The 23318-nt window shown below is 73.3% G+C and carries 19 protein-coding genes; 13 read left to right on the top strand and 6 right to left on the bottom strand.

Features of this window, described 5'->3' with window-relative positions:
• Positions 1–9: 9 nt before the first annotated feature.
• From RKD23_RS36195 to RKD23_RS36185, 3 genes are all read right to left on the bottom strand, one after another.
• Complete coding sequence (locus RKD23_RS36195; protein ID WP_424857578.1) at positions 10–1017, bottom strand: glycoside hydrolase family 11 protein; 1008 nt, start codon at positions 1015–1017, stop codon at positions 10–12.
• A gap of 274 nt (positions 1018–1291) precedes the next feature.
• Positions 1292–1687, bottom strand: coding sequence for a VOC family protein (locus RKD23_RS36190; RefSeq protein WP_424857577.1), 396 nt, complete (start codon positions 1685–1687; stop codon positions 1292–1294).
• A 1088-nt stretch (positions 1688–2775) separates the two neighbouring features.
• Positions 2776–3378, bottom strand: coding sequence for a hemerythrin domain-containing protein (locus RKD23_RS36185; RefSeq protein ID WP_424857576.1), 603 nt, complete (start codon positions 3376–3378; stop codon positions 2776–2778).
• 171 nt (positions 3379–3549) lie between these two features.
• On the opposite strand from RKD23_RS36185, the gene RKD23_RS36180 reads away from it, so the two are divergent.
• The 6 genes from RKD23_RS36180 (at position 3550) to RKD23_RS36155 (ending at position 8596) form a co-directional block, all read left to right on the top strand.
• On the top strand, positions 3550–3777 hold the full coding sequence (locus RKD23_RS36180; protein ID WP_424857575.1) for a DUF5133 domain-containing protein: 228 nt from the start codon (positions 3550–3552) through the stop codon (positions 3775–3777).
• Positions 3778–3793: 16 nt separating this feature from the next.
• Entirely contained in the window at positions 3794–4483 is a 690-nt protein-coding gene (locus tag RKD23_RS36175; protein WP_424857574.1) for a YqjF family protein, read from the top strand.
• Between the two features lie 37 nt (positions 4484–4520).
• Positions 4521–5093 carry a hypothetical protein gene (locus tag RKD23_RS36170; protein WP_424858416.1) on the top strand — a complete coding sequence of 191 codons (573 nt, stop codon included), beginning with the start codon at positions 4521–4523 and terminating at the stop codon, positions 5091–5093.
• A 75-nt stretch (positions 5094–5168) separates the two neighbouring features.
• Entirely contained in the window at positions 5169–5537 is a 369-nt protein-coding gene (locus tag RKD23_RS36165; RefSeq protein WP_424857573.1) for a hypothetical protein, read from the top strand.
• A gap of 81 nt (positions 5538–5618) precedes the next feature.
• Positions 5619–8108, top strand: a complete 2490-nt coding sequence (locus tag RKD23_RS36160; RefSeq protein WP_424858415.1) for a molybdopterin oxidoreductase family protein — start codon at positions 5619–5621, stop codon at positions 8106–8108.
• Positions 8105–8596: a hypothetical protein gene (locus tag RKD23_RS36155; RefSeq protein ID WP_424857572.1), complete on the top strand. Its 492-nt coding sequence runs from the start codon at positions 8105–8107 to the stop codon at positions 8594–8596. Before RKD23_RS36160 ends, RKD23_RS36155 begins: the two co-directional genes overlap by 4 nt.
• Positions 8597–8603: 7 nt before the next feature.
• Here the strand turns inward: RKD23_RS36155 and RKD23_RS36150 are convergent, their stop codons facing one another.
• Together RKD23_RS36150 and RKD23_RS36145 are read right to left on the bottom strand one after the other, a co-directional pair.
• A complete protein-coding gene (locus tag RKD23_RS36150; protein ID WP_424857571.1) occupies positions 8604–10142 on the bottom strand; it encodes a glycerol-3-phosphate dehydrogenase/oxidase in 1539 nt (512 codons plus the stop codon).
• On the bottom strand, positions 10139–10750 hold the full coding sequence (locus RKD23_RS36145) for a TetR/AcrR family transcriptional regulator (protein ID WP_424857570.1): 612 nt from the start codon (positions 10748–10750) through the stop codon (positions 10139–10141). Before RKD23_RS36145 ends, RKD23_RS36150 begins: the two co-directional genes overlap by 4 nt.
• Before the next feature lie 77 nt (positions 10751–10827).
• Here RKD23_RS36145 and RKD23_RS36140 point away from each other — a divergent pair, with 77 nt between their 5' ends.
• The 7 genes from RKD23_RS36140 (at position 10828) to RKD23_RS36110 (ending at position 17163) form a co-directional block, all read left to right on the top strand.
• A complete protein-coding gene (locus tag RKD23_RS36140; protein ID WP_424858414.1) occupies positions 10828–12423 on the top strand; it encodes an FAD-binding oxidoreductase in 1596 nt (531 codons plus the stop codon).
• Positions 12424–12458: 35 nt separating this feature from the next.
• The gene (locus tag RKD23_RS36135) at positions 12459–13340 is read left to right on the top strand and encodes a diacylglycerol/lipid kinase family protein (protein ID WP_424857569.1); all 882 of its coding nucleotides are present in this window, start codon (positions 12459–12461) and stop codon (positions 13338–13340) included.
• 192 nt (positions 13341–13532) lie between these two features.
• A complete protein-coding gene (locus RKD23_RS36130) occupies positions 13533–13823 on the top strand; it encodes a DUF6355 family natural product biosynthesis protein (protein WP_424857568.1) in 291 nt (96 codons plus the stop codon).
• 218 nt (positions 13824–14041) lie between these two features.
• A complete protein-coding gene (locus tag RKD23_RS36125; protein WP_424857567.1) occupies positions 14042–14545 on the top strand; it encodes a nucleoside deaminase in 504 nt (167 codons plus the stop codon).
• A 90-nt stretch (positions 14546–14635) separates the two neighbouring features.
• Positions 14636–15142 (top strand): hypothetical protein, encoded by a 507-nt coding sequence (locus RKD23_RS36120; RefSeq protein WP_424857566.1) that lies wholly within the window; start codon positions 14636–14638, stop codon positions 15140–15142.
• A 252-nt stretch (positions 15143–15394) separates the two neighbouring features.
• Positions 15395–16579: a GDSL-type esterase/lipase family protein gene (locus RKD23_RS36115; RefSeq protein WP_424857565.1), complete on the top strand. Its 1185-nt coding sequence runs from the start codon at positions 15395–15397 to the stop codon at positions 16577–16579.
• A gap of 131 nt (positions 16580–16710) precedes the next feature.
• A complete protein-coding gene (locus RKD23_RS36110; protein ID WP_424857564.1) occupies positions 16711–17163 on the top strand; it encodes an iron chaperone in 453 nt (150 codons plus the stop codon).
• Positions 17164–17203: 40 nt separating this feature from the next.
• Here RKD23_RS36110 and RKD23_RS36105 read toward each other — a convergent pair whose 3' ends face one another.
• Positions 17204–23257, bottom strand: a complete 6054-nt coding sequence (locus tag RKD23_RS36105) for a hypothetical protein (protein WP_424857563.1) — start codon at positions 23255–23257, stop codon at positions 17204–17206.
• Positions 23258–23318: the final 61 nt, after the last annotated feature.

The raw sequence follows: 23318 nt of genomic DNA, 5'->3' as shown, positions 1-23318 counted from the left end.
CGTTCCCCCTCAGGCCGTCGAGCAGGTGACGGTGGGCCAGGTCCGGTTGCCGTTGTGCTGGATGGTGACGCCCCAGTTGTTGCCGCTGCCGTTGGGTTTCGCCGTCAGCACCTGTGCGCTCGGGTAGCTCGCGGAGACGTTCCAGGTGGAGAGGACCTTGGCGGGTGAGGGGACGTTCATGGTGACGGTCCAGTTGGTGGCGCCGCTCACCGACACGTTGAGGTTGTAGCGGTCGCTCCACTGCTGGCCGGCGGACAGGGTGGCCGTACAGCCGGTGCCGCCACCGCCGCCACCACCACCGCCGCCGCCCGAATCGGTGCCGCCGACGGTGATGTTGGAGCTGCCGCTGCTCTGGTAGCCCTCGGTCGCCATGATCATGTAGTAGCTGAAGGTGCCGATCGGCATTCCGGCGCGGGCCCAGGCGTCGAAGTGGTTGCCGGTGGTGATGGTGCCGCCGGTCCGCTTGGACTGCCGGACGCTCCAGTACTGGTCGAAGGTGCGGGTGCCTTCCACGGAGGGGGCGTTGTAGCGCGTCGTCTTGTAGATGTCGTACGTGCCGCCGTCGCTGGTCACCGTGCCCATGAAGGTGCCCGTGGGCCGGTAGGTGCCCCAGTTGTCGACGATGTAGTACTCGACGAGCGGGTTGGACATCCAGCCGTACAGCGCGAGATAGGCGTTTCCGGAGGGGTTGAACGTCCCGGAGTACGTCACGCTGCGGCGGCTGCCGTTGCTCCAGCCCTTGCCGGCGACGAAGTTGCCCGTGTTGCTCCACTGCGTGCTGTAGTTCCCGCCGGAGCCCAGGTTCATGGAGACGGTGCCCTGGGAGTCGGTCCAGAACGAGTAGTAGTAGCCGTTGTTCGTCCCGGTCTGGTTCGTCGTGACGACCGTGTCCGCGTGCGCGGTCCCCGGGAGAAGCAGCGCGGCCATGGCCATCAGCAGCAGGGTGCAGGCGGTGCTGACCACCGACCTGAAGCGGCCGGACCGGCGTGGCCGGTGGGGTGCGGGTGCTTGGTTCATGTGCGCGTTCCTCCACGTCCTCGTGATGGTGCGGTGGAGCCCTGTCAACGGCGTCAGTGTTGGTCTGGGCACGTCAACTGTCAATAGTTTCGACTTGCAGCTCGAAACATTCGAAGGCTCTGAGGGATCGTGAGGGGAGTATTTGCGCAGGTAGAGGGTACTGCCTTCGTACCTATGAATGTACGGAAGGAGCGGTCGGGTCATAGATCGAGAGGGCGCCAACCCCTTTCATCGAAACTTTCGACCCCAAGGACCGCTCCTCCCGACGCGATGCTCAGTTCTCCTGAATCACCGAGAGGACGTTGCCGGCCGGGTCCGTGAACCATGCGATCGCCTTGGGTCCGTCGCCGCCGCCGCTGCGGAGGACGCCCTTGTCGTCCTGGTCGAAGCCGGAGTAGCGCTCGAGCGTGACGCCGCGGTCCTGCAGCTTGGTCACGGCGTCGTCGATGTCGTCGACGGGGAAGTTGAGGATCGTGAAGGTCGCCGGGGTGTGGTTCTCCTTCGGGTAGACGAAGACCTTCGCGCCACTCCCGAGCGTGAGGGTCAGCATCCGCATGTCGCCCTGCCCGACCTCCTCCGCCTGGAGGCCGAGCGTCTCGCCGTAGAACCGGCGGGCCTGGTCGAGGTCGTCGACCGAGAAGCCACTGAACGCCTGCGATTGTCCGAACATGCCGGGTGTCTCCTTCGCGGGTGGACCGTACGGAGCCTTCAGGGCACACCACGCCCGCCGCGGCCCGAGCGCACGCCACGCGGGCGGCGTCCGGATGGTGGTGCGGCCTTCACCCTTGCGACGCGGCCGGTCATCGTCGGCACGGCCGACACCGTCCTTATTGCGAAACTCTGCCGGTGGGGGGCGACTTGACTGGAGGCGAGGCCACGAAGTCGACTCGGCACGCTGGCGGGCGATCGAGTTGTCGGGGGGTGGGGGCGGAGGTGTGAGTGGGGTGGGCCGGGAAGCGAGGCTGAGGGGTGAGTCAGCGGGCCAGGGCGAACCTGACCGGGAGGCGGGCGCCGGGGCGGCAGCGCGCCCAGGCGATCAAAGTGGTCCTGGTGAGGGAGGGGCATCAGCCAGCCGAACCGTCCCGGAAGCGGGAAGGCCGACGCCTGAGTCAGCCGAGCTGGACCAGCGAACCGGCCCGGGGGCCTACGGCGAGGGAGCCGGCCGCGCCCGGCGATCAACTGGTCCAGGACATCGGGCGCGGGAGAACACGAACGAGCCCAGCCCGGCAACCGAACCCTCCCCGGAGGCGGGCCAAAGCGTCAGCCGGCCGGGCCGGGCGAGCGAAACCCCCCGGGGCCGGCGCCGTGGCGGGCGTCAGCCCAGCCGTGCGGTCGGCTCGTCCAGGAGACCGGGGCGGACGTATGAGCCGAACAGCCCGGCAACCGGCCCCGCCCCGCCCGCGGGGCCGACGCATGAGCCGGGCGAGCGCACGCACCCGGGCCGGTGCCGAGGCATGAGCCGGCCGTGCCAGCAGCCGGCCCCGCCCCGAGGCCGGCACCGCGGCGTGAGCCACTGCCCAGCAGACCAACCCGCCCCCGCGAGTCACCTGTGCCGGCTCTCCCCGAAGCGGGACTCCCCAGAGAAGACCTCGCGCAGCACCAGGAGGGTCCAGGCGTCGCCCAGGATGTCCACGGTGCGAGCGACGGACAGGGCCGGCCCTCGAGGGAGGTCCGTCTCATGCGCTGCACCTTGGCGGTCGCATGATGAGACGGGCCTCCTCAGTCGAAGCCCGCAGCCGAATCCCTCAGCCGAAGCCCTCAACCATTGCTGCCCTCCGCCTTGCTCACTTCCTCGGCCAGTTCGTCCTTGGACATGGAGGAGCGGCCCTCCACGCCGAGTTCCTTCGCCTTGTCGTACAGCTCCGCGCGGGTCCGTCCCTCGGTGCTGCCCGTCCGACCGTCGCCGCCGGCGGCCTTGAGGGGCTCTCCCGTCAGCTTGCGGGAGCGCCGGGTGGCGAACTGGAGGCCGAGTTCGCGCAGCCGGTCGGAGTCGACGGCTTCGCGCAGGGCCGGGAGGATGTCGTTCTCCTCCTCCTGCATGTGGTGCTCCACCGCCCCGATCCACTGCTCCAGGGCCCGCTCGAACTCCTCGCTCTCCCAGTCCATCTCCAGCAGATGCTTGCCGAGGCTCTCCGCCTCGTGGTGCTCCTCGGCGGCGTGCTCGGCCTCCTCCTTCTCGCCGGCCTCCCGGGCGACGGCCGGGTACACCCGGTCCTCCTCGGCCTCGCTGTGCGCCTCCAGCATGGCCACGGCCAGGGGAAGCGCCAGCGGCCGGGAACTCCTGTCCGATTTCATCATGCCGAACAGTCGCTGCAGCTCGCGGTGGTCGGTGGTGACCATGGTGATGAGGTCGTCGGCCATGGCAGGACCCTCTCCTCGTCGTTCCCTGAGCATCGGTTCTCCCCCGTTCACGCATCCGCCGAGTTACCGCACTCGCGGCGCCGAAGCATGCGGGCCGTCCGGGATTGGCGGCGTCGGGCCTGGGCACACGGTGAACGGCCCATGTGGACACCGCGACGAGGGAGGCTTCCGATGCTGATGGCACATCCTGCTGTTCTGAAGAACCTGATCGAGCAGTACGAGACGCTGCGCATCCTGCATGCCGAGGACGGGAGCACCGGAGTGCGCCAGAGGATGGACGACGTCGCCTACACGCTGTGCGTGGCGACCGGCACCCGTGACATCGACGCCGCGCTGATAGCCGCCCGCCACCAGCTGCCCGGTGCCCGCCCCGAGGACGACTCCGTGCTGACCACCTGATCGAACGGGCAGAGCCGTGAGAGCCCCCGTCCTGCGGGCCGACTGGCTGCGGCAGACCTTCGTCCACTGGCCCTTCCCACCGGACAGCGTGCAGGCACTGCTGCCCCAGGGACTGACCGTGGACCGGCACGAGGGTGCGGCGTGGGTGAGTCTGACCCCCTTCGTCATGGCCGATGTGCGCCCACCCGGGGTGCCCGCCCTCCTGCCTGGCCTGCCGACGTTCGCGGAGACCAATCTCCGGACCTACGTCCGGGGGCCGGACGGGCAGAACGGGCTGTGGTTCCTGTCGATCGAGGTGGCCTTCCCGCCGATGCTGGCGGCTCGTCTCGTGGGAGCGCCGTACCACGTGGGCACTCTGCGCGTCAGTGAGGGCGGGGGCGCCCTCACCTATGAGGGTGCGAGACGGGGTGGCGACCCCTTCTACCGGCTGGTCGTCCGCCCCGGCGAACCCCTCGCTCCGACGGAGCGGGACCTCTGGCTCACCTCCCGGTGGCGGGCGTACACCCGTCGGCTGGGCATGCTGTGGGAGATCCCGGTCGAGCACGAACCCTGGCCGCTGGCGAACGCCGTCGTCGAAGGACTTCAGGAGACGCTGACCTCCGCGGCGGGCCTCGGCCCACCCGCCGCCGAGCCGCTGGTGCACTATTCGGAGGGCGTACGCCATGTACGGCTCGCGGTGTCCGCTCCCGGTGGACCGGCACGCTAGGCGCCCGCGGCTGCGGTTCGACGGCCGTATCGCGGGCATGGGCTGCTCCTGCGGGACTCGTATCGTCCTCGGGCACTGGCAGTGCTCGCCGTTCGGGCCGTTCAGCGACGTGATGATCGAGCGGGCCGACGGGGAGCGGCTGCTGCTCGCCCCGACACGCCGTACGGCGGACTTCGTGAGCGGCACGTACACCTTCGACGCGGTGCATGTGGTGCCGGTCCGGGTGCGCATCGAGGGCGACACCTGGACGGTCGCCGCCGGTCCGCTCGCTCTGCGCTTCACCGTCGGCCGGCGAGGGGCGCTGGGGCTGCTGCTGCGCGCTGTGCCCGGTGCGGTCGCCTCGCGTCCGGCGTGGGGTGCGCTGACGTACTGGCCCGCCCGGCTGCTCCCGGGCGGCGTGCGGACGCGCGGCAGTGCCGGTGCCGGGCGCCGGGAGGTGTACGCCGTACGGGACCTGCGGCCCGTCACCGCCGTGTCGGCGGTCCTGGACGGCCGCGACCTCGGCGGCCGGGCACCGGTCGAGCCTCCCGTGCGCTTCGGGTTCGGTTCGGTGCCCCGCGCACCCGCCGTCGTACGGGTCACCACGACCGTGGAGCTGAACGCCTCGTGACCGTCGTTTCCCCCGGTCCCGACCGGGTACCCGGCGATTCCTCCGAGACGCGGCTGCGAGCCGAAGGGACGGGCCATGGGCACAGCGCAGGTGCCGGCGACGGCGGTCGCGGTGGCGCACGGCGCGTTCAACGTCGTGGGCGGGCTGTGGCCGCTGCTGCATCTGCGCAGCTTCGAGTGGGTCTTCGGACCGAAGCGCGATGTCTGGTTGCAGATGACGACGGGCGGGCTGCTGGTCTCCGCCGGTGTCGCCCAGCTGGCGGCGGCTCCGGCGCCGTGGGGTCCGGTGCATGCCCGGCGCATCGGTCTGGGTACCGCGGTCACCTTGCTGGCCGTCGACCTGGTCTACGTGCCGAAGGGGCGGATCCGCCCGACCTACCTCCTCGACGCCGCGATGCAGACCGGCTGGATCGCCGCCTGGCTGCGCACCCGGCCGGGGCTCTGAGGAGGGTGTCGGACCGGCGGTGAGGGGTATCGGGTGACGCTCGGCGCGTACGGCGTCGGCGCGGCTCTTCTGGAGGTGCACGTGGACGCTTCGGTGGACCGGATCGCGCTGCCGTGGGGCAGTCGCACGCCGTACGGACGGCACGAGGCCTGGCCCGAGCGGGTGGACACCTGTCTGGAGGCGGGCGTCGACGCCGGTCAGGTGCAGCGGTGGGTGCAGACCGCGTCGGTGCTGCACTCGGACGGCGACGCGATGGACATCGCGGTCGCGGACGGGCGGATGGTGGGGGTACGCGGCCGGGCGCAGGACCGCGTCAACCGTGGCCGGCTGGGACCGAAGGACCTCTTCGCATGGCGGGCCAACGCCTCCCCGGACCGTCTGACCAGGCCGCTGGTGCGTGAGGACGGACGCCTGGTGGAGTGCGACTGGGCGACCGCGATGGACCGGGTCGTGGCGCGTTCCAAGGAGCTGCTGGACAAGCGCGGGCCCGGGTCGATCGGCTTCTACACCACCGGGCAGCTGTTCCTGGAGGAGTACTACACCCTCGCGGTCCTGGCGCGGGCCGGGATCGGCACCAACCATCTGGACGGCAACACCCGCCTGTGCACGTCCACGGCCGCGGAGGCGCTGAAGGAGTCCTTCGGCTGCGACGGGCAGCCGGGCAGCTTCGACGACTTCGACCACGCCGATGTGATCGCGCTGTTCGGCCACAACATCGCCGAGACGCAGCCCGTGCAGTGGATGCGCCTCCTGGACCGGCTGGAGGGCGGCGACCCGCCGCGCCTGGTGTGCGTCGACCCGCGGCCCACGCCGGTGGCCCGGGCGGCGGCCGTGCATCTGGCTCCGCGCGCGGGGACCAACGTGGCGCTGCTCAACGCCCTGCTGCACGAGATCATCCGCACCGACCGCGTCGATCACGCCTACGTCGAGGCGCACACGGTCGGCTTCGAGGAGCTGGCGTCCGGCGTGGAGAAGTGCACCCCGGAGTGGGCGGCGACAATCTGCGACGTGCCGGCCGGCCGGATCCGTGAGGCCGCCGAGGTCCTCGGCACGGCGGAGCGGCTGCTGTCGACGGTGCTGCAGGGCGTCTACCAGTCCCACCAGGCCACCGCTGCCGCCGTACAGGTCGACAACCTGCACCTGATCCGCGGCATGCTGGGCCGGCCCGGCGCGGGTGTGCTGCAGATGAACGGCCAGCCCACGGCGCAGAACACCCGCGAGTGCGGGGCCGACGGCGATCTGCCGGGGTTCCGCAACTGGCAGAACGACAGCCATGTGGCCGACCTGGCGCGTGTGTGGAACGTCGAGCCGGAGAGCATCCCGCACTACGCCCCGCCCACCCATGCCATGCAGATGTTCCGCTACGCCGAGCAGGGCTCGATCCGCATGCTGTGGATCTCCGGCACCAACCCGGCGGTGTCGCTGCCCGAGCTGTCCCGCATCCGGTCGGTGCTGGAGCAGGACCGGCTGTTCGTGGTGGTGCAGGACCTGTTCCTCACCGAGACGGCCCAGCTGGCGGACGTGGTGCTGCCGGCGGCGACCTGGGGCGAGAAGACCGGCACGTTCACCAACGCCGACCGCACCGTGCATCTGTCCGACAAGGCGGTGGAGCCGCCCGGTGAGGCGCGGCCGGACCTGGAGATCTTCCTCGACTACGCCGCCCGCATGGACTTCCGCGACAAGGACGGCGGCCCGCTGATCGGCTGGCAGGACCCGGAGTCGGCGTTCGAGGCGTGGAAGCGGTGCAGCGCGGGCCGCCCCTGCGACTACACGGGCCTGACGTACGACAAGCTGCGTGGCGGCAGCGGCATCCAGTGGCCGTGCAACGAGCAGGCTCCCGACGGCACGGCCCGCCTGTACACCGACGGCATCACCTGGGCGCACCCGGACGTCTGCGAGTCGTACGGCAAGGACCTGGTCACCGGCGCCGCGTCGGAGGTCGTGGAGTACCGCTCGCTGAACCCCGACGGCAAGGCCATGATCAAGGCGGCCGAGTACCTTCCGCCGCACGAGGAGCCGGGCGAGGAGTATCCGTTCCAGCTGACCACGGGCCGGACGATCTACCACTTCCACACCCGTACGAAGACCGGGCGCGCGCCCCAGCTCAACGACGCGGCCCCGGACGTGTGGGTGGAGGCCTCGGCGTCCGACGCGTCCTCGCTCGGGCTGGAGGAGGGCGATCTGGTGGAGGTCACCACACCGCGCGGCGCGATGCGCGGGCGCCTGCGGGTGACGGACCTGCGGCCGGGGCTGCTGTTCGTGCCGTTCCACTACGGCTACTGGGACACCAAGGCGGGCCACGAGCCCGGCGGGGACACGCCGGGGCGGGCCGCGAACGAGCTCACCGTCACCGACTGGGACCCGGTGTCCAAGCAGCCGCTGTTCAAGACCGCCGCGGCGGCGCTGCGTCGCGTCGAACGGGCCGACGGCCATCACGCGCCCGCGCCGACGACCACCGCGTCCGCTCCCGCCCGGCCGGGGGAAGTGCCCGCCACGTCAGGCGGCCCGTCCGCCCTGGTCACCGAGTCGGGCACGGCGCTCCGCCCCGGCCGTGAGGAGGACGCCCGATGAACGGCATCACCCTCGTCCTGCGCGCCCTGCACCACGGTGAGAAGCACCTGGCGAAGGAGCTGGTGACGGTCGCGGAACGCCATGCCACCGACCACGAGGTCCATCACGTCGCCCTCGACCTCGCCGCCTGGTCACGCGAACACGTCCGGCAGGTGGCCGACACGGGGCACGCCTACGGCCTGACCCTCGGCGACGCGTCCGAGGCGCCCTCCCCCGGCGTCCTGTCAGCGCTGCGGGAGAAGGCGGCCGAGGCGATGGGCCACCGCCCCGAACCGGGCCTGCTCCTGCTGCGGGACCTGCGGGAGCTGCACCTGGACGCCGCACAGAACTCCCTGTACTGGGAGATGCTCGCGCAGGCCGCCCAGGCCACCAAGGACGACAAGCTGCTCGCCCTGGCCTCCGCGTGTCACCCCCGGACGCTGCGGCAGATGCGCTGGACCAACACCATGATCAAGATCCTCTCGCCGCAGGTGCTGTCCAGCCTCTGACTTCGGCTCAGGCGGCCAGTGCGTCCCGGGCCGCCTCCTCCGCCAGGCCCCGGTCCTGCGCGACGAGGCCGATACGGGTCCTGCGGTCGAGGATGTCGGACTCGTCGAGGGCGCCCTCGTGACGGACGGCCCACACGAGCTCGGCTCCGGTGACCGGGTGCCCGGGCACGACGGGGCGGGCGAGCGCCGGGTCCTGGACCCCGAGGGCGTGCACGGCCTCCGCTTCCGAGCCGTAGCGGCGTACGAGACGGGCCGGGGCGTCGAGCCGGACAAGCGCGCTCGGGCGGGCGGCGCCGACCAGGGGCACGGACGCGGTGCGGCAGGGACCGGCGGTGAGGCGGCGTACGGCGACGGCGGCGTCGACGGCGTCCTGGGCCATGCGGCGGTACGTGGTGAGCTTGCCGCCCACGACGGTGACGACCCCGTCCGGCGAGGTGAGCACGGCGTGCTTGCGGGAGATGTCGGCGGTACGGCCGCCCGTGCCCCGGGTGTCGAGCAGCGGGCGCAGCCCGGCGAAGGCCCCGACCAGGTCGTCGCGGTGGACGGTGACGTCGAGGGCGGAGCCTAGGACGTCGAGCAGGAAGCCGATGTCGGTCTCGGGCACCTCCGGCACGTCGGGGATGTCGCCGTCGACGGGTTCGTCGGTGAGGCCGACGTAGACGCGGCCGTCGCCCTGCGGCAGGACGAGCACGAAGCGGTTGCTCTCGCCGGGGATCGGGATGTGCAGCCCGGCGGAGAGCCGGCCGAGGGCCTCCGAGCGCAGCACGAGGTGGGTGCCGCGGGAGGGGCGCAGCGTCACGTCGGGGACGAGGCCGCCCGCCCACACCCCGGCCGCGTTGACCACGGCCCGGGCGCGGATGCGCAGTTCCTGGCCGGTGGTCTCGTCGCGGACGAGTGCGCCGTCGCCGGTGAGCTCCAGGGCGCGGACGCGGGTCAGCACGCGGGCGCCGTGGGCGGCGGCGGTGCGGGCGACGGCCGTCACCAGGCGGGCGTCGTCGGTGAGCTGGCCGTCCCAGGAGAGCAGTCCGCCGCGCAGGCCGGTGGCGCGCAGGACCGGGGCGAGGTGGCGGGTCTCGACGGCGGACAGGGTGCGCGGCGCGGGCAGGGTGGCGCGGGCGGTGCGGGCGGCGGCGCGCAGCATGTCGCCGGCCAGGAAGCCGGTGCGGGCGAGGGCGGCCTGGCCGCGGCCGACCAGCGGCGTGAGCGGCAGCACGAAGGGCTGGGCGCGGACCAGGTGGGGGGCGGTGCGTTCCATGAGGATGCCGCGTTCGACGGCGCTCTCGTGGGCGACGTCGAGCTGCCCGGAGGCGAGGTAGCGCAGTCCGCCGTGGATCAGCTTGGAGCTCCAGCGGGAGGTGCCGAAGGCGAGGTCGTGGGCGTCGATCGCGGCGACGGTGAGCCCGCGGGTGGCCGCGTCGAGGGCGGCTCCGGCTCCGGTCGCGCCGAGTCCGACGACCAGGACGTCAACCTCGGTGCCGTCGGCGAGTTCGCCGAGTTCGCGGCGGCGGCGCGCCGCGTTGAGGGAGGAGGCGGCGGTGGGGGTCATGGGGTGAGGGTCCTCTCCAGCAGCGTGCGCAGTTCGTCGAGGAAGGCGGCTTCGCTCAGCTCGGGGTCGTGGGCGTCGGTCATGGTGCGCAGCGAGAGCGTGAAGGACTGGACGACGAGGAGCAGGGAGCGGGCCTGGAGGTCCGTGCGCACGCGGCGTACGGAGCCGTCGGCGTGGCCCTCGTCGAGGGCGGCTGCGAGGAGGTCGAGGAGGGCCTCCTGGCTGGCGCCGCGCCGGTCGAGGATGTACGGCAGCAGCAGTTCGGGGTCGACGTCGAGGATCTTGTGGAAGAGCGGGTGGGCGCGGAAGGCGGTGGCCCCCGCGACGAGTCCGTCGACGATCCGGGCGCGCACGGGGCGGGAGTCGTCGGCGGGCGGCATGGCGCCGGCGGCGACCGCGATCCACTCACGGGTCATCAGGTCGCCGACGAGGCTGCGCACGTCGGGCCAGCGCCGGTAGATGGTCATCCGGGAGACGCCCGCGCGCCGGGCGACGTCGGTCAGGGTCGTGCGCCGTACTCCGACGGCGAGCACGCAGTCGCGTGCGGCGTCGAGGACGGGATCGGTGTCCGCATTGTTGTCCGAGGCGTTGTGACGAATGGGCGTCATCTGTCACAGTGTAATGCCAGTACGGGCCGAGCGGCAGCGCCGTCCGTCAAGCAGCCCAGAGCGTGAGGACCTTCGAAGTGGACATGTTGTGGAGCGGCTGGGGCGACCCGGCCAAGGCGGCCCCGCTGCCCGACGCGGTGACCGGCCTGCTGCGGGACCTGCTCGGCGTCACACCGCGCGAGGAGGGCCCGGCGAGCCTGGAGGCCATCGAGGTCCCCGGCTCGGCGCTCACCGAGAAGGCGCGGGAGGCCCTGCGGGAGGCCGTCGCCGCCGAGGACGGGCTGCGCGAGGACGCCGAGAGCCGGATCCGGCACACCCGCGGCAAGTCCACGCCCGACCTGCTGCGCATCCGCGCGGGCGAGGTCGACGACATACCCGCGGCGGTCGTGCTCCCGGGCAGCCACGACGAGGTGCTGGCCGTGCTGCGCGCCTGCGCCGCGCACGGCCTGGCCGCCGTGCCCTTCGGCGGCGGCACGTCCGTGGTCGGCGGGCTGCGGCCCGAGGGCGAGCGGCCGTTCGTCGCGCTGGACCTGCGCCGCCTGGACCAGTTGCTCGCCGTCGACGAGGTGTCCCGCACGGCGACCCTCCAGCCGGGGCTGCGCGGGCCGCGGTGCGAGGCGCTGCTCAACGCCCGCGGCTTCACGCTCGGACACTTCCCGCAGTCCTTCGAGTGGGCCTCCGTCGGCGGCTTCGCCGCGGCCCGCTCCAGCGGACAGGCCTCCTCCGGCTACGGCCGGTTCGACGAGATGGTCCTCGCCCTCACTGTCGCGACCCCCGAGGGCACCCTGGAGACCGGCCGCGCCCCCCGCTCCGCCGCGGGGCCCGACCTGCGCCAGCTGATCCTCGGCTCCGAGGGCGCCCTCGGCGTGATCACCGCCGTGACCGTGCGCATCCGCCCCCTGCCCGTCAAGCGGGTCTACGAGGGCTGGCGCTTCGCCTCCTTCGAGGCCGGCACGGCCGCACTGCGCCGGCTCGCGCAGGACGGGCCCCGGCCGACCGTGCTGCGGCTGTCCGACGAGACCGAGACCTTCGTCGGCCTGGCCCAGCCCGACGCCATCGGCTCCTCCGACGCCCCGCAGCCCGCCGGCTGCATGGCGATCACCGGCTACGAGGGCACCGAGCAGGAGACCGCCGCCCGCCGCGCGGCCGCCCGTGAGGTGCTGCTCGCCTGCGGCGGCGAGTACATCGGCGAGGAACCCGGCGACCGCTGGGAGCACGGCCGCTACAACGCCCCCTATCTGCGCGACGCGCTGCTCGACGCGGGCGCGTTCGCCGAGACGCTGGAGACGGCCGGGTTCTGGTCCACGCTGCCCGAGCTGTACCGGGCGGTGCGCGAGGCGCTGACCGGCGCCCTGACCGCCGCGGGCACTCCCCCGCTGGTCATGTGCCACATCTCGCACACGTACGAGAACGGCGCCTCGCTCTACTTCACCGTCGTCTCGGCCCAGGGCGAGGACCCCGTCGCGCACTGGGAGCCGGTGAAGCGGGCCGCGAACGACGCGATCCTGGCGGCGGGCGGCACCATCAGCCACCACCACGGCGTGGGCACCGACCATCGCGACTGGTACACCCGGGAGATCGGCCCGCTGGGCGTCCGTATGCTCCAGGCCGTGAAGGCCGAGGTCGACCCGTCCGGCGTGCTCAGCCCCGGCGTCCTCGTCCCCGTCCGCTGACCGCCCTTTCTCGCGCCGTACGAAAGGCCCGACCCATGCGACAGTTCACCGCCGTGGTCAATCCCACCGCAGGGGGTTCCAGCGGAGCGGCCGGCCTGCTCCCGCTGGCCCGGCTGCTGCGGGAGGCGGGCGCCCGGCTCGACACCGAGTACAGCAGGAGCCTGGAGCACGCCCAGGAGATCGCCCTGCGGGCCGGCGCCGAGGGGCAGGTGGTGCTCGCCGTCGGCGGCGACGGCATGGCCGGCCGTGTCGGCGGCGCGCTCAGCGGCACGGACACGGTGTTCGGCCTCGTGCCCGCCGGCCGCGGCAACGACTTCGCCCGCGCGCTCGGCCTGCCCACCGACCCCGCCGAACTGGCCCGGGTGCTGCTGGAGGGCACCCCGCGCGCCGTGGACACCATCGAGGTGGAGTCCGCCGTGCACCAGCGGGTGCATGTCCTCGGCAGCGTGTACGCGGGCGTCGACGCCGTCGCCAACCGGTACGCCAACGCCTCCCGGCTGCTGCGGGGCTCGGCGTCGTACTACGCGGGCGGACTGCGGGCCGTCCTCGGCTGGCGGCCGGCCGCGTACCGGATCACCGTCGACGGGGTGCCGTACGAGCGCAGCGGCTACACCGTGGTCGCGGCGAACTCCGGCTTCTACGGGTTCGACCGGAACATCGCGCCCGGCGCCCGTGTCGACGACGGTCTGCTGGACGTCGTGGTCATCGGGCACGCGCCCAAGCGCCACTTCTTCGCGACGATGAACGAGCTGAAGACCGGCGCCCATGTGCGCCGCCCCGAGGTCGAGGTGCTGCGCGGCGAGGAGATCCGCATCGAGGCCGACCGCCCCCTCCCCTACGGCGCCGACGGCGAGGTCGACGCGACCCTCCCGGTGACGGTCCGGGTCCGGCCGGGGGCGCTGAAGGTCCTGGCCTGAGGGCGCTGGGCGGCCGCGGGGGCGACTGGGCCGGACGAGTGAACGCGGGAACGATTCGGCGGGTGACATCGCGGACGGAGGGCGTCCACGGGGTCCTGCGCCCCGTGATCATGGGCGCGTGCCCGTGCCGGGCGGCCCGTCGGCCCCCGGCACGCCGTCGGCACGAATCCCTTTCTCCTTGAGGAGTTCGTCATGCGTGTCTCTCGTCTGCTGACCGGTGCCCTCGGTTCCGTCGCCCTCGCGCTGTCCTTCGTGGGCGCCGCCACCGTCACCGCGGTCCCGGCCGCCGCCGATCCGTGCGGCTTCTACGAGACCTCGGCCGACGCCTACTACAACCACTGCACCTCCGACGGCTCGCGTGTGGTCGTCAAGGTCGAGGTGGCCCTGGCCCGGGACTACGAGCGGTGTGTGGCCCCCGGCAGGACCTGGCTGGGGTCCGCCGGTGACATCCAGGGCGCCTACTACGTGGGCCGCACCTGCTGACAACCGCCCCCGTCGTCGCTCACCACCGCCGCAGGCGGCACCGACAGCCGTAGGAATCTACGAAGAGCCGGTGTCCACCTGCGGCTTCTTTCATGGCTTCCACTCCTAGCTGGCACCACTCGTCGGGCGGTGTACTCCTCGTACAAGTCACAACAACCCACGGCGCGTTGCGACACAGCCCGCACGACACCATGACCGTTGCCCGAGAAGGAGTCACCATGACCGCGTACACCCCCGAAGTGAACGTCGAGGAATCCGAGCGCGCCTGGCTGGAGAGGGCGATCGGGCTGGCCACGGACAGCGTGGCCAACGGCGGCGGTCCCTTCGGTGCGCTGGTCGCCAGGGCCGGCGAGGTCGTCGCGCTGGGCAACAACCAGGTCACCGCGACCCTGGACCCGACGGCACACGCCGAGGTCAGCGCGATGCGGGCCGCGTGCAGGGAACTGGGCACCTTCTCGCTGGAGGGCTGTGTCCTGGTGACCTCGTGCGAGCCGTGCCCGATGTGTCTGTCCTCCGCGCTGTGGGCGCGCGTCGACCGGATCGTGTACGCGGCCGACCGCCACGACGCCGCGGACGCGGGCTTCGACGACCGCAAGTTCTACGACCTGTTCGAGACGAAGCCGGCGTCGATGTGGCCGATGCCGGTGGAGCGGCTGTCCCTGCCGAACCGCACGGCGCCCTTCGACAGCTGGCTGGCCAAGGCCGACCGCATCGACTACTGACGCCGGTACGGTACGGGGGAGACGACCGGGCCGGCTTTTCCGGGGAACGGGGAGGTTTCCGGGGAACGGGGGAGAACGATGCGCGGCACCATGACCAGGCACCGCCGCGGACTCCTCGCCGGCGTCGCCTCGGCCGTGGCCGCGCTCGTGCTGACCGGCTGCGGCGGGCAGCCGCGGCCGGTGGGTGCCACGGCCTCCCCGGCCGACGGCGGCCTGCGCCGGGACGAGGCGCCGGTGCGGGCGCGCTTCCCGGAGTTCGGGGACTTCACCGCCACCGTCTGGCAGGGAGAGGTCCTGGGCCCGCACTCCGACCGGTCGACCGTGCCGGGCCCCACGGACGTCCGGATGTCCGGGGTGGTCCGCCTCACCGACGCGGACGCGGCACGCCTGCGGGACACGTACGCCTGGCAGGACGCCCCCACCCCGCCGGACCTCCCGACGGGCCTCCTCACGGAGGTGCCCGCCGACGCTCGCTGGCGGACGAGCGCCGCCTTCACCCGAGCCGTCACCGCGGACCACTACACGGCCGCCTTCCACGTCGACCTCGGCCACAAGGTGCTCGTCTTCGACGCGGTGAACCCCGAGAAGAAGCCGTAGGGCACCCCGGGGGCGCGACCATCGAATATGTGCAGGTCAGCTGATTTTCGCTCTGCCGTGACGCGGAAAACAGAACGGTCACATGGCGAGAAACAGCTCTCCCCTACCTAGCGGTAACAAGGCGCGGCGTGCCACATTCCTGCCTGCCACCGGCCGGCGGCGTAACCCTCACTCTCTGCCACCCCGCCCGGAGCGATATCTCCGTGTGTCCGGATGTCGCTCTCCAGGCGTGGCCGAACAATGGAGTTCGCCGTGTCCGGATCGTGTTCCCCCCGCCTGCGCAGACCCCGCTTCCGCAGACGGATCCTCACCGCCCTCACCGCCGCGGCCCTGCTCGGTGCCGGGCTGGGCGCCGCCCCCGCCGCCTCCGCGAGCCCCGGGACCGGGCCCACCGCCATCGTCTCGCTCGGCGACAGCTACATCTCGGGCGAGGCGGGGCGGTGGCGCGGCAACAGCCTGAACAACTCCGGCAGCCGCGACGGCACCGACCGTGCCTGGACCGGCAGCACGTACGACCCGACGCTCGTGTACGGCGCCACCGCCGCCAACGGCTGTCACCGCTCCGACTCCGCCGAGGTGAAGAGCGCCACCGGCACCGGCGTCCAGACACTGGTCAACCTCGCCTGTTCCGGCGCCACCACGGCCAACGTCTTCCGCTCGGCCTCCGGCGGCCAGTCCTACAAGGGCGAGGCCCCGCAGGCCGACCAGCTCGCCGCCGTCGCGGCCCAGTACGACGTCAAGGCCGTCGCGCTGTCCGTCGGCGGCAACGACCTCGGCTTCGCCTCGATCATCGAGACCTGCGCGACGGACTACATGGTCTGGTACTCGTACTGCTACGACGACCAGCAGCAGGTGGTCGACTCGAAGATCGACGCCGTGATGGCGAACGTCGGCAAGAGCATCGACGAGGTCCGCGCGGTGATGAGCGCGGCCGGCTACGGCTCGTCCTCGTACCGGATCATCCTGCAGTCCTACCCCTCCCCCATCCCGCGTGCCGCCGAGAACCGCTACAGCGAGAGCGGCTGGTCCCGGGTGAGCACCGGCGGCTGCCCGTTCTGGAACAAGGACTCCGACTGGGCCCGCGACTCCCTCGTCCCGCAGATCGCGAGCCGGCTGCGGCAGGTCGCCGGCGCCAAGGGCGTCGAGTTCCTCGATCTGCGCGACATGCTCCAGGGCCGCGAGGTGTGCGCCACGGCGAGCCGGCTGGTGACCGCGACCCAGCCGCCGTCCGCCACCGCCAGTGAGTGGGCGCGCTGGATCGACAGCGACGGCACCCAGGGCCCGGTCCAGGAGTCCATGCACCCCAACTACTACGGCCAGCAGGGCCAGGGCCGCTGCCTCGCCCTCGCCTACGCCGCGACGCCGGGCGGCCATCGCGGCTGCCGCAACACACCGGGGTCCGGGGCGTCCGGGATGTACCTCACGTCGTTGTCGTGAACAGCCCGTGGTGGATTCCGTGGTGACCACGGATGCGGTCCGTACCCCGGCCGGGAGAGGCTGTGCTCACAGCGGTCGCCCGCGCCGGGGGCGTACCGGACCGATCGTGGACAGGGACGACAGGAGCCACCATGGCCAGCAGCGACAACAGCGCGTACGAGGGGTTCTCGGCCGAGGAGCGGGCCGCGATGAAGGAGCACGCCCAGGAGATGAAGAAGGCCGCGCGCCGCACCTCCAAGGCGGACAAGGCGGCCGAGGCGGCCCGGGACGTCCTCGCGAAGATCGCCGAGATGCCGGTGTCGGACCGGGTCATGGCCGAGCGCGTCCACGCCGTGGTCACGTCCACCGCCCCGGCCCTCGCGCCGAAGCTCTGGTACGGCATGCCCGCGTACGCCCTGGAGGGCAAGGTCGTCTGCTTCTTCCAGAGCGCGGAGAAGTTCAAGGCGCGCTACGCCACCCTCGGGTTCAACGACCCGGCCCAGCTGGACGACGGTCCCATGTGGGCCACCGCGTTCGCTCTCACCGAGGTGACGCCCGAGGTGGAGGAGCGGATCGCCGCGCTGGTGAAGCGGGCGGCCGGCTGAGGCCTGCGACGGGGCCGTCACGGCGACGGGTCCGGGGCCGTCACGGCCACGGGTCGGTGGGCCGGACCGTGTCGAAGGCGAGCCCGCTGGAGCTCTCCCCCGTCCCGGGGGCCTTCTCCCGGCGCACCCAGCTGTGCCAGGAGCCGTCGGACCAGCGGGCCAGCACCGGGCGGCGGACGAGGTGGGCGCCCTCGCGCGGCACCTCCTCCTCGTGCAGCCACAGCCCGGGGGAGATCAGCCGGCCCTCGGGACGGGCGTCGAGGCCGGGCCCGGTGAGGGAGACCAGTCGGAAGCGGATGCGCTCGGGCCGCACCGGTTCGGGGACCAGCGGGAACCAGTAGTCGGGTACGACGGTCTGCACGGCGTACGCGGGCAGGTCGCCGGGCGGCTCCGCGTCCGGCGGGGCGGTGCGCGCCCAGCGGTCGCGGCGGTCGACGGTCTCCCCCCGGCCGTCGGTGTAGTGGTGCTGGACGGCCCAGGCCAGGTTGGCCAGTTCGTCTCGGGCCAGGACCACACGTTCGAGGGGCTGTCCCTGCTGGCCGCGTTCGGTGGGCAGGACCAGCAGTCCGGAGGCCGCCGGGTGGTCGGGGTCGGGGCTGCTGAGGGTGAACATCGACCAGGAGGGGTCGTCCCGGCCCGCACGGTCCACCAGGTGCTGGCGGCCGAACACATCGCGCACCAGCAGTTGGTCCAGGACGGTCAGTGAGGCGGTCGGCACCTCCAGCGGCACCAGGAACCAGTCGTTGCCGTAGACCGTGGCGAAGGAGATCAGCAGCAGCCGGCCGGTGTCGAGGGTGGACACGTCCGCCGCGCCCAGGTCGACCCGGGCGTCCTCCATCTCCCAGAACCGGTCGGCGGGCAGCCCGCCGTACCGCACGGTCGCGGGCAGGCCCTCCTCGGTGAAGGTGTGGCTCTGTCCGGCCGGCGCGGCCTCCGTGTCGGGGTCGGGGTGCACGTCCAGGCTGTACCAGTCGAGACCGTCGCCCTGGTACTCCTCGGCGCGCAGCACCGTACCGCCGGTGGACAGTTCGGCGGCGTACTCGCCGCGGTGCGGGTCGAAGCAGTCCGGGCCGCGTTCCGCCAGCTGGGCGGCCCACCAGCGGCGCCAGCGGGCGGTGACGTCGGCGAGCCCGGGGGCGGCGCCGGTGTCGAAGGTGCCCGCGTCCAGGGCGCCCGCGACCGACACCGCGTCCGGGAGACGGCCGCCCAGCAGGCCGACCAGGCTCGTGTCCGGCTCGCCGGGCCCGAGCCGGTGCGGTTCCAGGGCCGGCCGGGCGGCGGTGAGCACTCCGGCGTCGTCGCACATGCGCAGCAGCGCGGCACCGCCCTCGGCGCGCAGCCGCTCGTCGACCTGGACGGGTTCGTCCTCGATGGGGCCGTCCAGGGGGCCGAGCCGGGGGTCGTAGGGCACCCAGTCGGCGCTGCCGTCCGGCCGCCAGGCGTCGATGGGTGCGCTGCTGCCGGTCATCCGGACCACGGCCGGGGAACCGGCGTCCTGGGCGGTGAACTCGCCGAACTGCCACTGCCGGGTGAGCAGCCACAGCGGGTCGTGCACCCGCGCGGCCAGGCCGGTCTCGACGTCGTCGGTGCGGTGTCCGGGTTCGAGCCGGAAGGGGCCCTCCGGGTCGGTGCCCGGCCGGACGGTCTCGATACGGGCCAGAGCCCGGCCGGTCGCGCCGTGCTGCGAGATGTGGACGGCCGGCAGGAGGCCGCTCAGCCGGCGCAGGTCGGCGACGTCGGCGGCGCGCAGCTTGGCGAGTTCGAGGGTCTCGCGCAGCACCTGTGCCAAGCCGTCGGAGGTCCAGCCGCGTTCGAGGTCCGGGGGCACCGCGATGAGCAGGCTGTGCGGGGCCTTGGCGTCGGGGCGGTCGTAGTGGAAGGCGACGCCGGTCAGTTCGGTCTGCGGGGCGTCGTCGGCCGTGGGGGGCGGCTGGTCGGAGCCGGGCAGCAGCTCGATCCACTCGTCGAGGACGAGGCCGGCGACCGCCGCGCCGGGTGCGAGGTCGGCCGGTGCGTGCCAGACGAGATGGCTGGTGGCGGCCGGGCGCCTGCCGGGCGGGAAGGTGCCGCCGATCCAGGGGTCGGCGTCGGCGCTCGGCTGCTGTGCCGCCCGAAGGCGTTCGACCCGCTCGGCCCGGGTTCCGGCCAGGAGCAGGGTCTCGTGCAAGGTGCGCACCGTCGGCCGTACGGCCGCGTTGCGCCGCAGCCAGTCCTCGACGTCGGCGCCAGGCAGGTCGGCGCGGCCGGCCGGGGGTGGGCCGAGCAGTGCGGGAAGGACGGGGATGTCCGCTCCGAGCACCGTGGTCAGCCCCGTCCGGGCTCGCGCGAGCCAGGCTTCGGCGTCGCCCGGCGCGACCGCCTCGGTGGCCAGCTTGCGCAGCTCGGCCTCGGCGGGGTGCCCGGTGACCAGCGGGGTCTGTACGAATGCCGCTAGGCGGGCCTGCGGCCGGGTGACGTCCAGCGAACGGCCGCCCGGGTCCCCGGGAAGGTGCGACGGCAGCAGCGGCTGGGCGGTGGACAGCAGCGACCTGATCCGGACGGCCCTGCCGTGCAGGGCGCTCCAGCCGGGTCCGTCGAAGGCGAACGGTGTCTCCGGTGGGACGGCCTCGGCGTCCTGGACCGCTCGGCGCAGCCTGACGGGTTCACCGGCGGCCGCGTCCAGTACGGTGCTCAGCGCGCCCAGGCCCAGGCGGTCGGCGGTGCGTTCGAACGGCCGGGTGTCCCCCGGTCCGCCCAGCCGGCCGGCCAGGGTCCAGCCCGCCGCGGGGCCCAGCAGGTGGGCGGCCCAGGCCTCCAGGGCGGGGTGCAGCGCGGCGACGGGGTCGCGGGGCCAGCCGGTCGGCCCTGCCGGTGCGGCCGGTGCATTCGGTCCGGCCGGTTCGCTCGGCAGCAGGGCGGCCACGCGGTGGGTGAGGGCGCGGGCGCGATGCGGTGTGCGCAGCACGCGGAAGGTGTCGGGCACGTCCTCGCCGCGGCCCAGGGTGTCGGCGGTCAGGCCCGCGCGGATGGGGTTGCCGCCGACGAGTTGGTGCACGCTCTCGGCCAGCACCAGGTCGCCCACCGCGTCCAGCGCGTCGGCGAGGTCGTCGAGCAGCGGTGCCACCGCTCCCTGGAGGTCGACCGGGACGACCGGCGCCCCGTCGATGACACTCTGCTGCGTGGGCGCCGCGGCCCCGGCCTTGACGAGCGCCATGCCGTCGACGACGTTGCGCGCGGAGATCGCCTCGGTGCTGCGGGACCACAGGTCGGCCTCGGGCGCGTCCTGCGGTGTCTCGGGCACGACCGGGAGCGGGAACTGGCGGCGGAAGCGCACGACGAGTGCGTCCAGTTCGGCGTCGTGCAGGGCCCGTTCGAAGCGGTAGCCCAGCAGGGAGCCCAGGTTCTGGCCCTGGCGTACGCCGCCGAGGAGCCAGCGGGCGATGCGGGCGCGGCGGGAGGTGAGGCCGACCGCGTACGACTGCTCGCCGGGGTGGCCGAGGAAGCCCGAGCGCAGGACGGCGGCCGTGGCCGCGTGCTGGAGGGACGGCGCGTGGATGTAGCCGTCCTGCTCGGACACCTCGATGGTGGTCTCCACGTCGTCGAGCTCCATCTCGACGTGTTCCCTCGCCACCGGCGGGCGCAGGTGCTCCACCCAGCCGTAGGCGCCGAACCGGACGCCCTCGGTGCCGGAGGCCCGCAGTTCGGCCAGTCGCCGTGCGGCCAGTGAGGTGATCCAGGCGTCCAGCCGGTGCGCGTGGACGTCGATGACCTCCAGCAGCAGCTCGGGCAGCTTGTCCACCGGGACGGCGGCCAGGGTCCGCAGCGCCTGTTCCAGCCGGGGCAGCGCGGACGCCGCGCGGGTGGCCGCCTCGACGCGTTCCGCGCGCTCGCTGTCGCTCAGGCCCTCCAGGACGTCGGCCACCAGCTGGTCGACGTCGCTGGTGACCGCGAGCGCGCGGCGCAGCGGGTCGTCGGTGGTCTCGGCGTCGTCGTCGCCTTCGAAGGAGGACCAGTTGGGCAGGAACAGCAGGGCGTCGAGGACGCCGCTCATGTCCGGGGGCTCGGAGGGCGGCTCCTCGGCTCCCTCGCCCTCCTCCGCGCCTCCGCCCTCCTCCGCGCCTTCGCCCTCACCCTCGCCCTCTCCCTCGTCCGGTGTCTCCTCCCCTGCTCCCTCTTCGGGCGGAGGCGACTCTTCTTCAGGAGGTGCTTCCGCGCCCGGCAGGTCGAAGAAGGTGCTGCGCCGGGGCGGGGTCTCCCGGCCCGAGGACAGCTCCACCGGCCACGCCTGGTCGTAGCTCTCGGCGTCCAGCTCGCCCGCCAGGAAGGCGCGTACCGCGGTCAGGTAGTCCGCGGTGGCCGACGCACGGGCCGGGAAGGCGTCCTTGTCGGGGGTGAGCAGGGGCACGAACTCCGGGACGCCGGTCTTGTCGTCCAGGCCCCAGCCCAGTGAGGTCGTACCGTCGCCGCTCGTGGTCCAGCGCAGTGCCCCGTCGGGCGCCAGACCGGGCAGGCCGGGCCGGCCGGGCGGCTCGTCGCGCGAGGTGTGCCCCACGGTGAAGTCCGGGCCGTTCATGCGGCGCATGCTCAGACCGGTCGCCGCGGGCAGCCGTTGCAGCGCGTCCACCGCGACCTGGTCCACCGGCTTGCCGAACTCGACGCGCGGGATGGCGGCCAGCTCGCTGTCGTCGGCCAGGACCGCGCGCCAGCACTCGCGCAGCCGCAACAGCCAGGGCGCGAGCAGGCCGTCCACGTCGCGGGTCCGTTCGGCGCGCCAGTCGTCGAGCGCGGTGACGGGCAGCACGCCGTAGGGCTGGCGGCCGACGCGCAGCATCGGCAGCGGTCCGCGGCCGCGGACATGGTCGGCGAGGTGGTCGCGGACGGCGCGCCAGGGCCGCCCAGGGGCGACGGCGCGCGGCTGCCGGGTGCCGAGGTCGAGGGTGGTCAGGGCGGATTCGGCGAACCCCTTGCCGAGCGTGGGCCAGGTGAGCAGGGTGAGCGCGGCGACGGCCGACGGGCCGGTGTCGGTCGCGCCGGGGCAGCCGCGCAGGAATCCGGCGTCCGGCAGGCCGAGCGCGTCGGCCAGCGCGTCGGCGCTCGGCCGCTCCCCCGCCTCCGGGTCGGGTTCCGGCCCCGGGTAGGCGGGGGCGGAGGACCAGCCGGAGCGGCTGCGCGGGGTGTTGTTGGTGGCGGTGCCGGGCGGCAGCAGACCGAGTCCGCCGCCGAACCGGTGGCCGTGCAGCAGGTCGCGCAGCAGCGTCGCGCCGTCGGCCGGCGTCTCCTCGCGTACGCCGACGACGAGCAGTTGGTCGAGTTGCTCGGTGCTGCCGGGCGGGAGGAGGAGCTCGATGCCCATGCCGGCCTTGACCGCTTCGAACCAGTCGGTCTCCCAGCCCTCCTCCTCGGCGCGCAGCAGTCCGATCGGCAAGGGGTCGGGCACCGGGCGGCCCTGCTTGTCCACCACCACCTGGCCGTCGAACAGGCCGAGGAAGCGCCAGCGTGTCGGCATCGGCACGGTCCGCGGCCGGTGTTCGCCCGGGTCGTCGGGGCGTACGGCGGGCGGTGGGCTGCCGGGGCGGCAGGCCCGGACGGCCCAGGAGGCGCGGGCCGGGCGCAGTGCGGTGAGCACCTTCTGCCAGGCCTCCGGGCCCGGGTCCTGCCAGTAGGCGGTGCCGGCGGCCTGCTCGGCGGGGGTGAGGGCGGGTTCGAACCCGGAGAGCAGGATGTCGTCGGGGTAGATCCGCACCCGCAGGGTGCTGGGCTCCCACCAGATGGTCTCCACCCTGACCGGCAGCAGCGCGATCGGGGCGGTGTTGTCGTCGGGGAACAGCGGGGTGCCCTCTCCCAGGGCGCCGGTCAGGTCGTCCTGGGCCTGTGCGGCGATCGCGTTCAGCTGGTCGGCGGTGCTCTGCAGGTCGGCCAGGGCCGCCTCCGCCTCGGTGAGCAGGTCGGGGCTGGGGCGCTGGCCCTCGATGTGGAGGGGGTCCGGCAGCCCTGCCTGGATGTGGTCCCGCAGGCGCCGGACCACGGCCTGCTGTTCGTCGGCCGCGGCCTGGGCGGCGTCGGCCTGGGTGCGGGCCCGGTCCAGCTGGGTGCGGGCGGCGAAGGCGTCGGTCATGTCCCCGGTGCTCCTGTCCTCGTGGATCCTCTCGCGGGGTGCTCCCGTCCTCGGCCGGCCG

This window comes from Streptomyces sp. SAI-170 (genome assembly GCF_049739565.1).
Classification (GTDB): domain Bacteria; phylum Actinomycetota; class Actinomycetes; order Streptomycetales; family Streptomycetaceae; genus Streptomyces.
The sequence above is the reverse complement of the archived record's forward strand: the minus strand, read 5'-3'. Positions and strand labels throughout refer to the sequence as shown.

Coding starts and splice junctions, on each gene's coding strand:
- RKD23_RS36125 (WP_424857567.1), top strand. CDS start 14,042: ATGACCGCGTACACCCCCGAAGTGAACGTCGAGGAATCCGAGCGCGCC.
- RKD23_RS36135 (WP_424857569.1), top strand. CDS start 12,459: ATGCGACAGTTCACCGCCGTGGTCAATCCCACCGCAGGGGGTTCCAGC.
- RKD23_RS36130 (WP_424857568.1), top strand. CDS start 13,533: ATGCGTGTCTCTCGTCTGCTGACCGGTGCCCTCGGTTCCGTCGCCCTC.
- RKD23_RS36150 (WP_424857571.1), bottom strand. CDS start 10,142: ATGACCCCCACCGCCGCCTCCTCCCTCAACGCGGCGCGCCGCCGCCGC.
- RKD23_RS36170 (WP_424858416.1), top strand. CDS start 4,521: ATGGGCTGCTCCTGCGGGACTCGTATCGTCCTCGGGCACTGGCAGTGC.
- RKD23_RS36145 (WP_424857570.1), bottom strand. CDS start 10,750: ATGACGCCCATTCGTCACAACGCCTCGGACAACAATGCGGACACCGAT.
- RKD23_RS36165 (WP_424857573.1), top strand. CDS start 5,169: ATGGGCACAGCGCAGGTGCCGGCGACGGCGGTCGCGGTGGCGCACGGC.
- RKD23_RS36185 (WP_424857576.1), bottom strand. CDS start 3,378: ATGGCCGACGACCTCATCACCATGGTCACCACCGACCACCGCGAGCTG.
- RKD23_RS36105 (WP_424857563.1), bottom strand. CDS start 23,257: ATGACCGACGCCTTCGCCGCCCGCACCCAGCTGGACCGGGCCCGCACC.
- RKD23_RS36190 (WP_424857577.1), bottom strand. CDS start 1,687: ATGTTCGGACAATCGCAGGCGTTCAGTGGCTTCTCGGTCGACGACCTC.
- RKD23_RS36120 (WP_424857566.1), top strand. CDS start 14,636: ATGACCAGGCACCGCCGCGGACTCCTCGCCGGCGTCGCCTCGGCCGTG.
- RKD23_RS36155 (WP_424857572.1), top strand. CDS start 8,105: ATGAACGGCATCACCCTCGTCCTGCGCGCCCTGCACCACGGTGAGAAG.
- RKD23_RS36110 (WP_424857564.1), top strand. CDS start 16,711: ATGGCCAGCAGCGACAACAGCGCGTACGAGGGGTTCTCGGCCGAGGAG.
- RKD23_RS36180 (WP_424857575.1), top strand. CDS start 3,550: ATGCTGATGGCACATCCTGCTGTTCTGAAGAACCTGATCGAGCAGTAC.
- RKD23_RS36195 (WP_424857578.1), bottom strand. CDS start 1,017: ATGAACCAAGCACCCGCACCCCACCGGCCACGCCGGTCCGGCCGCTTC.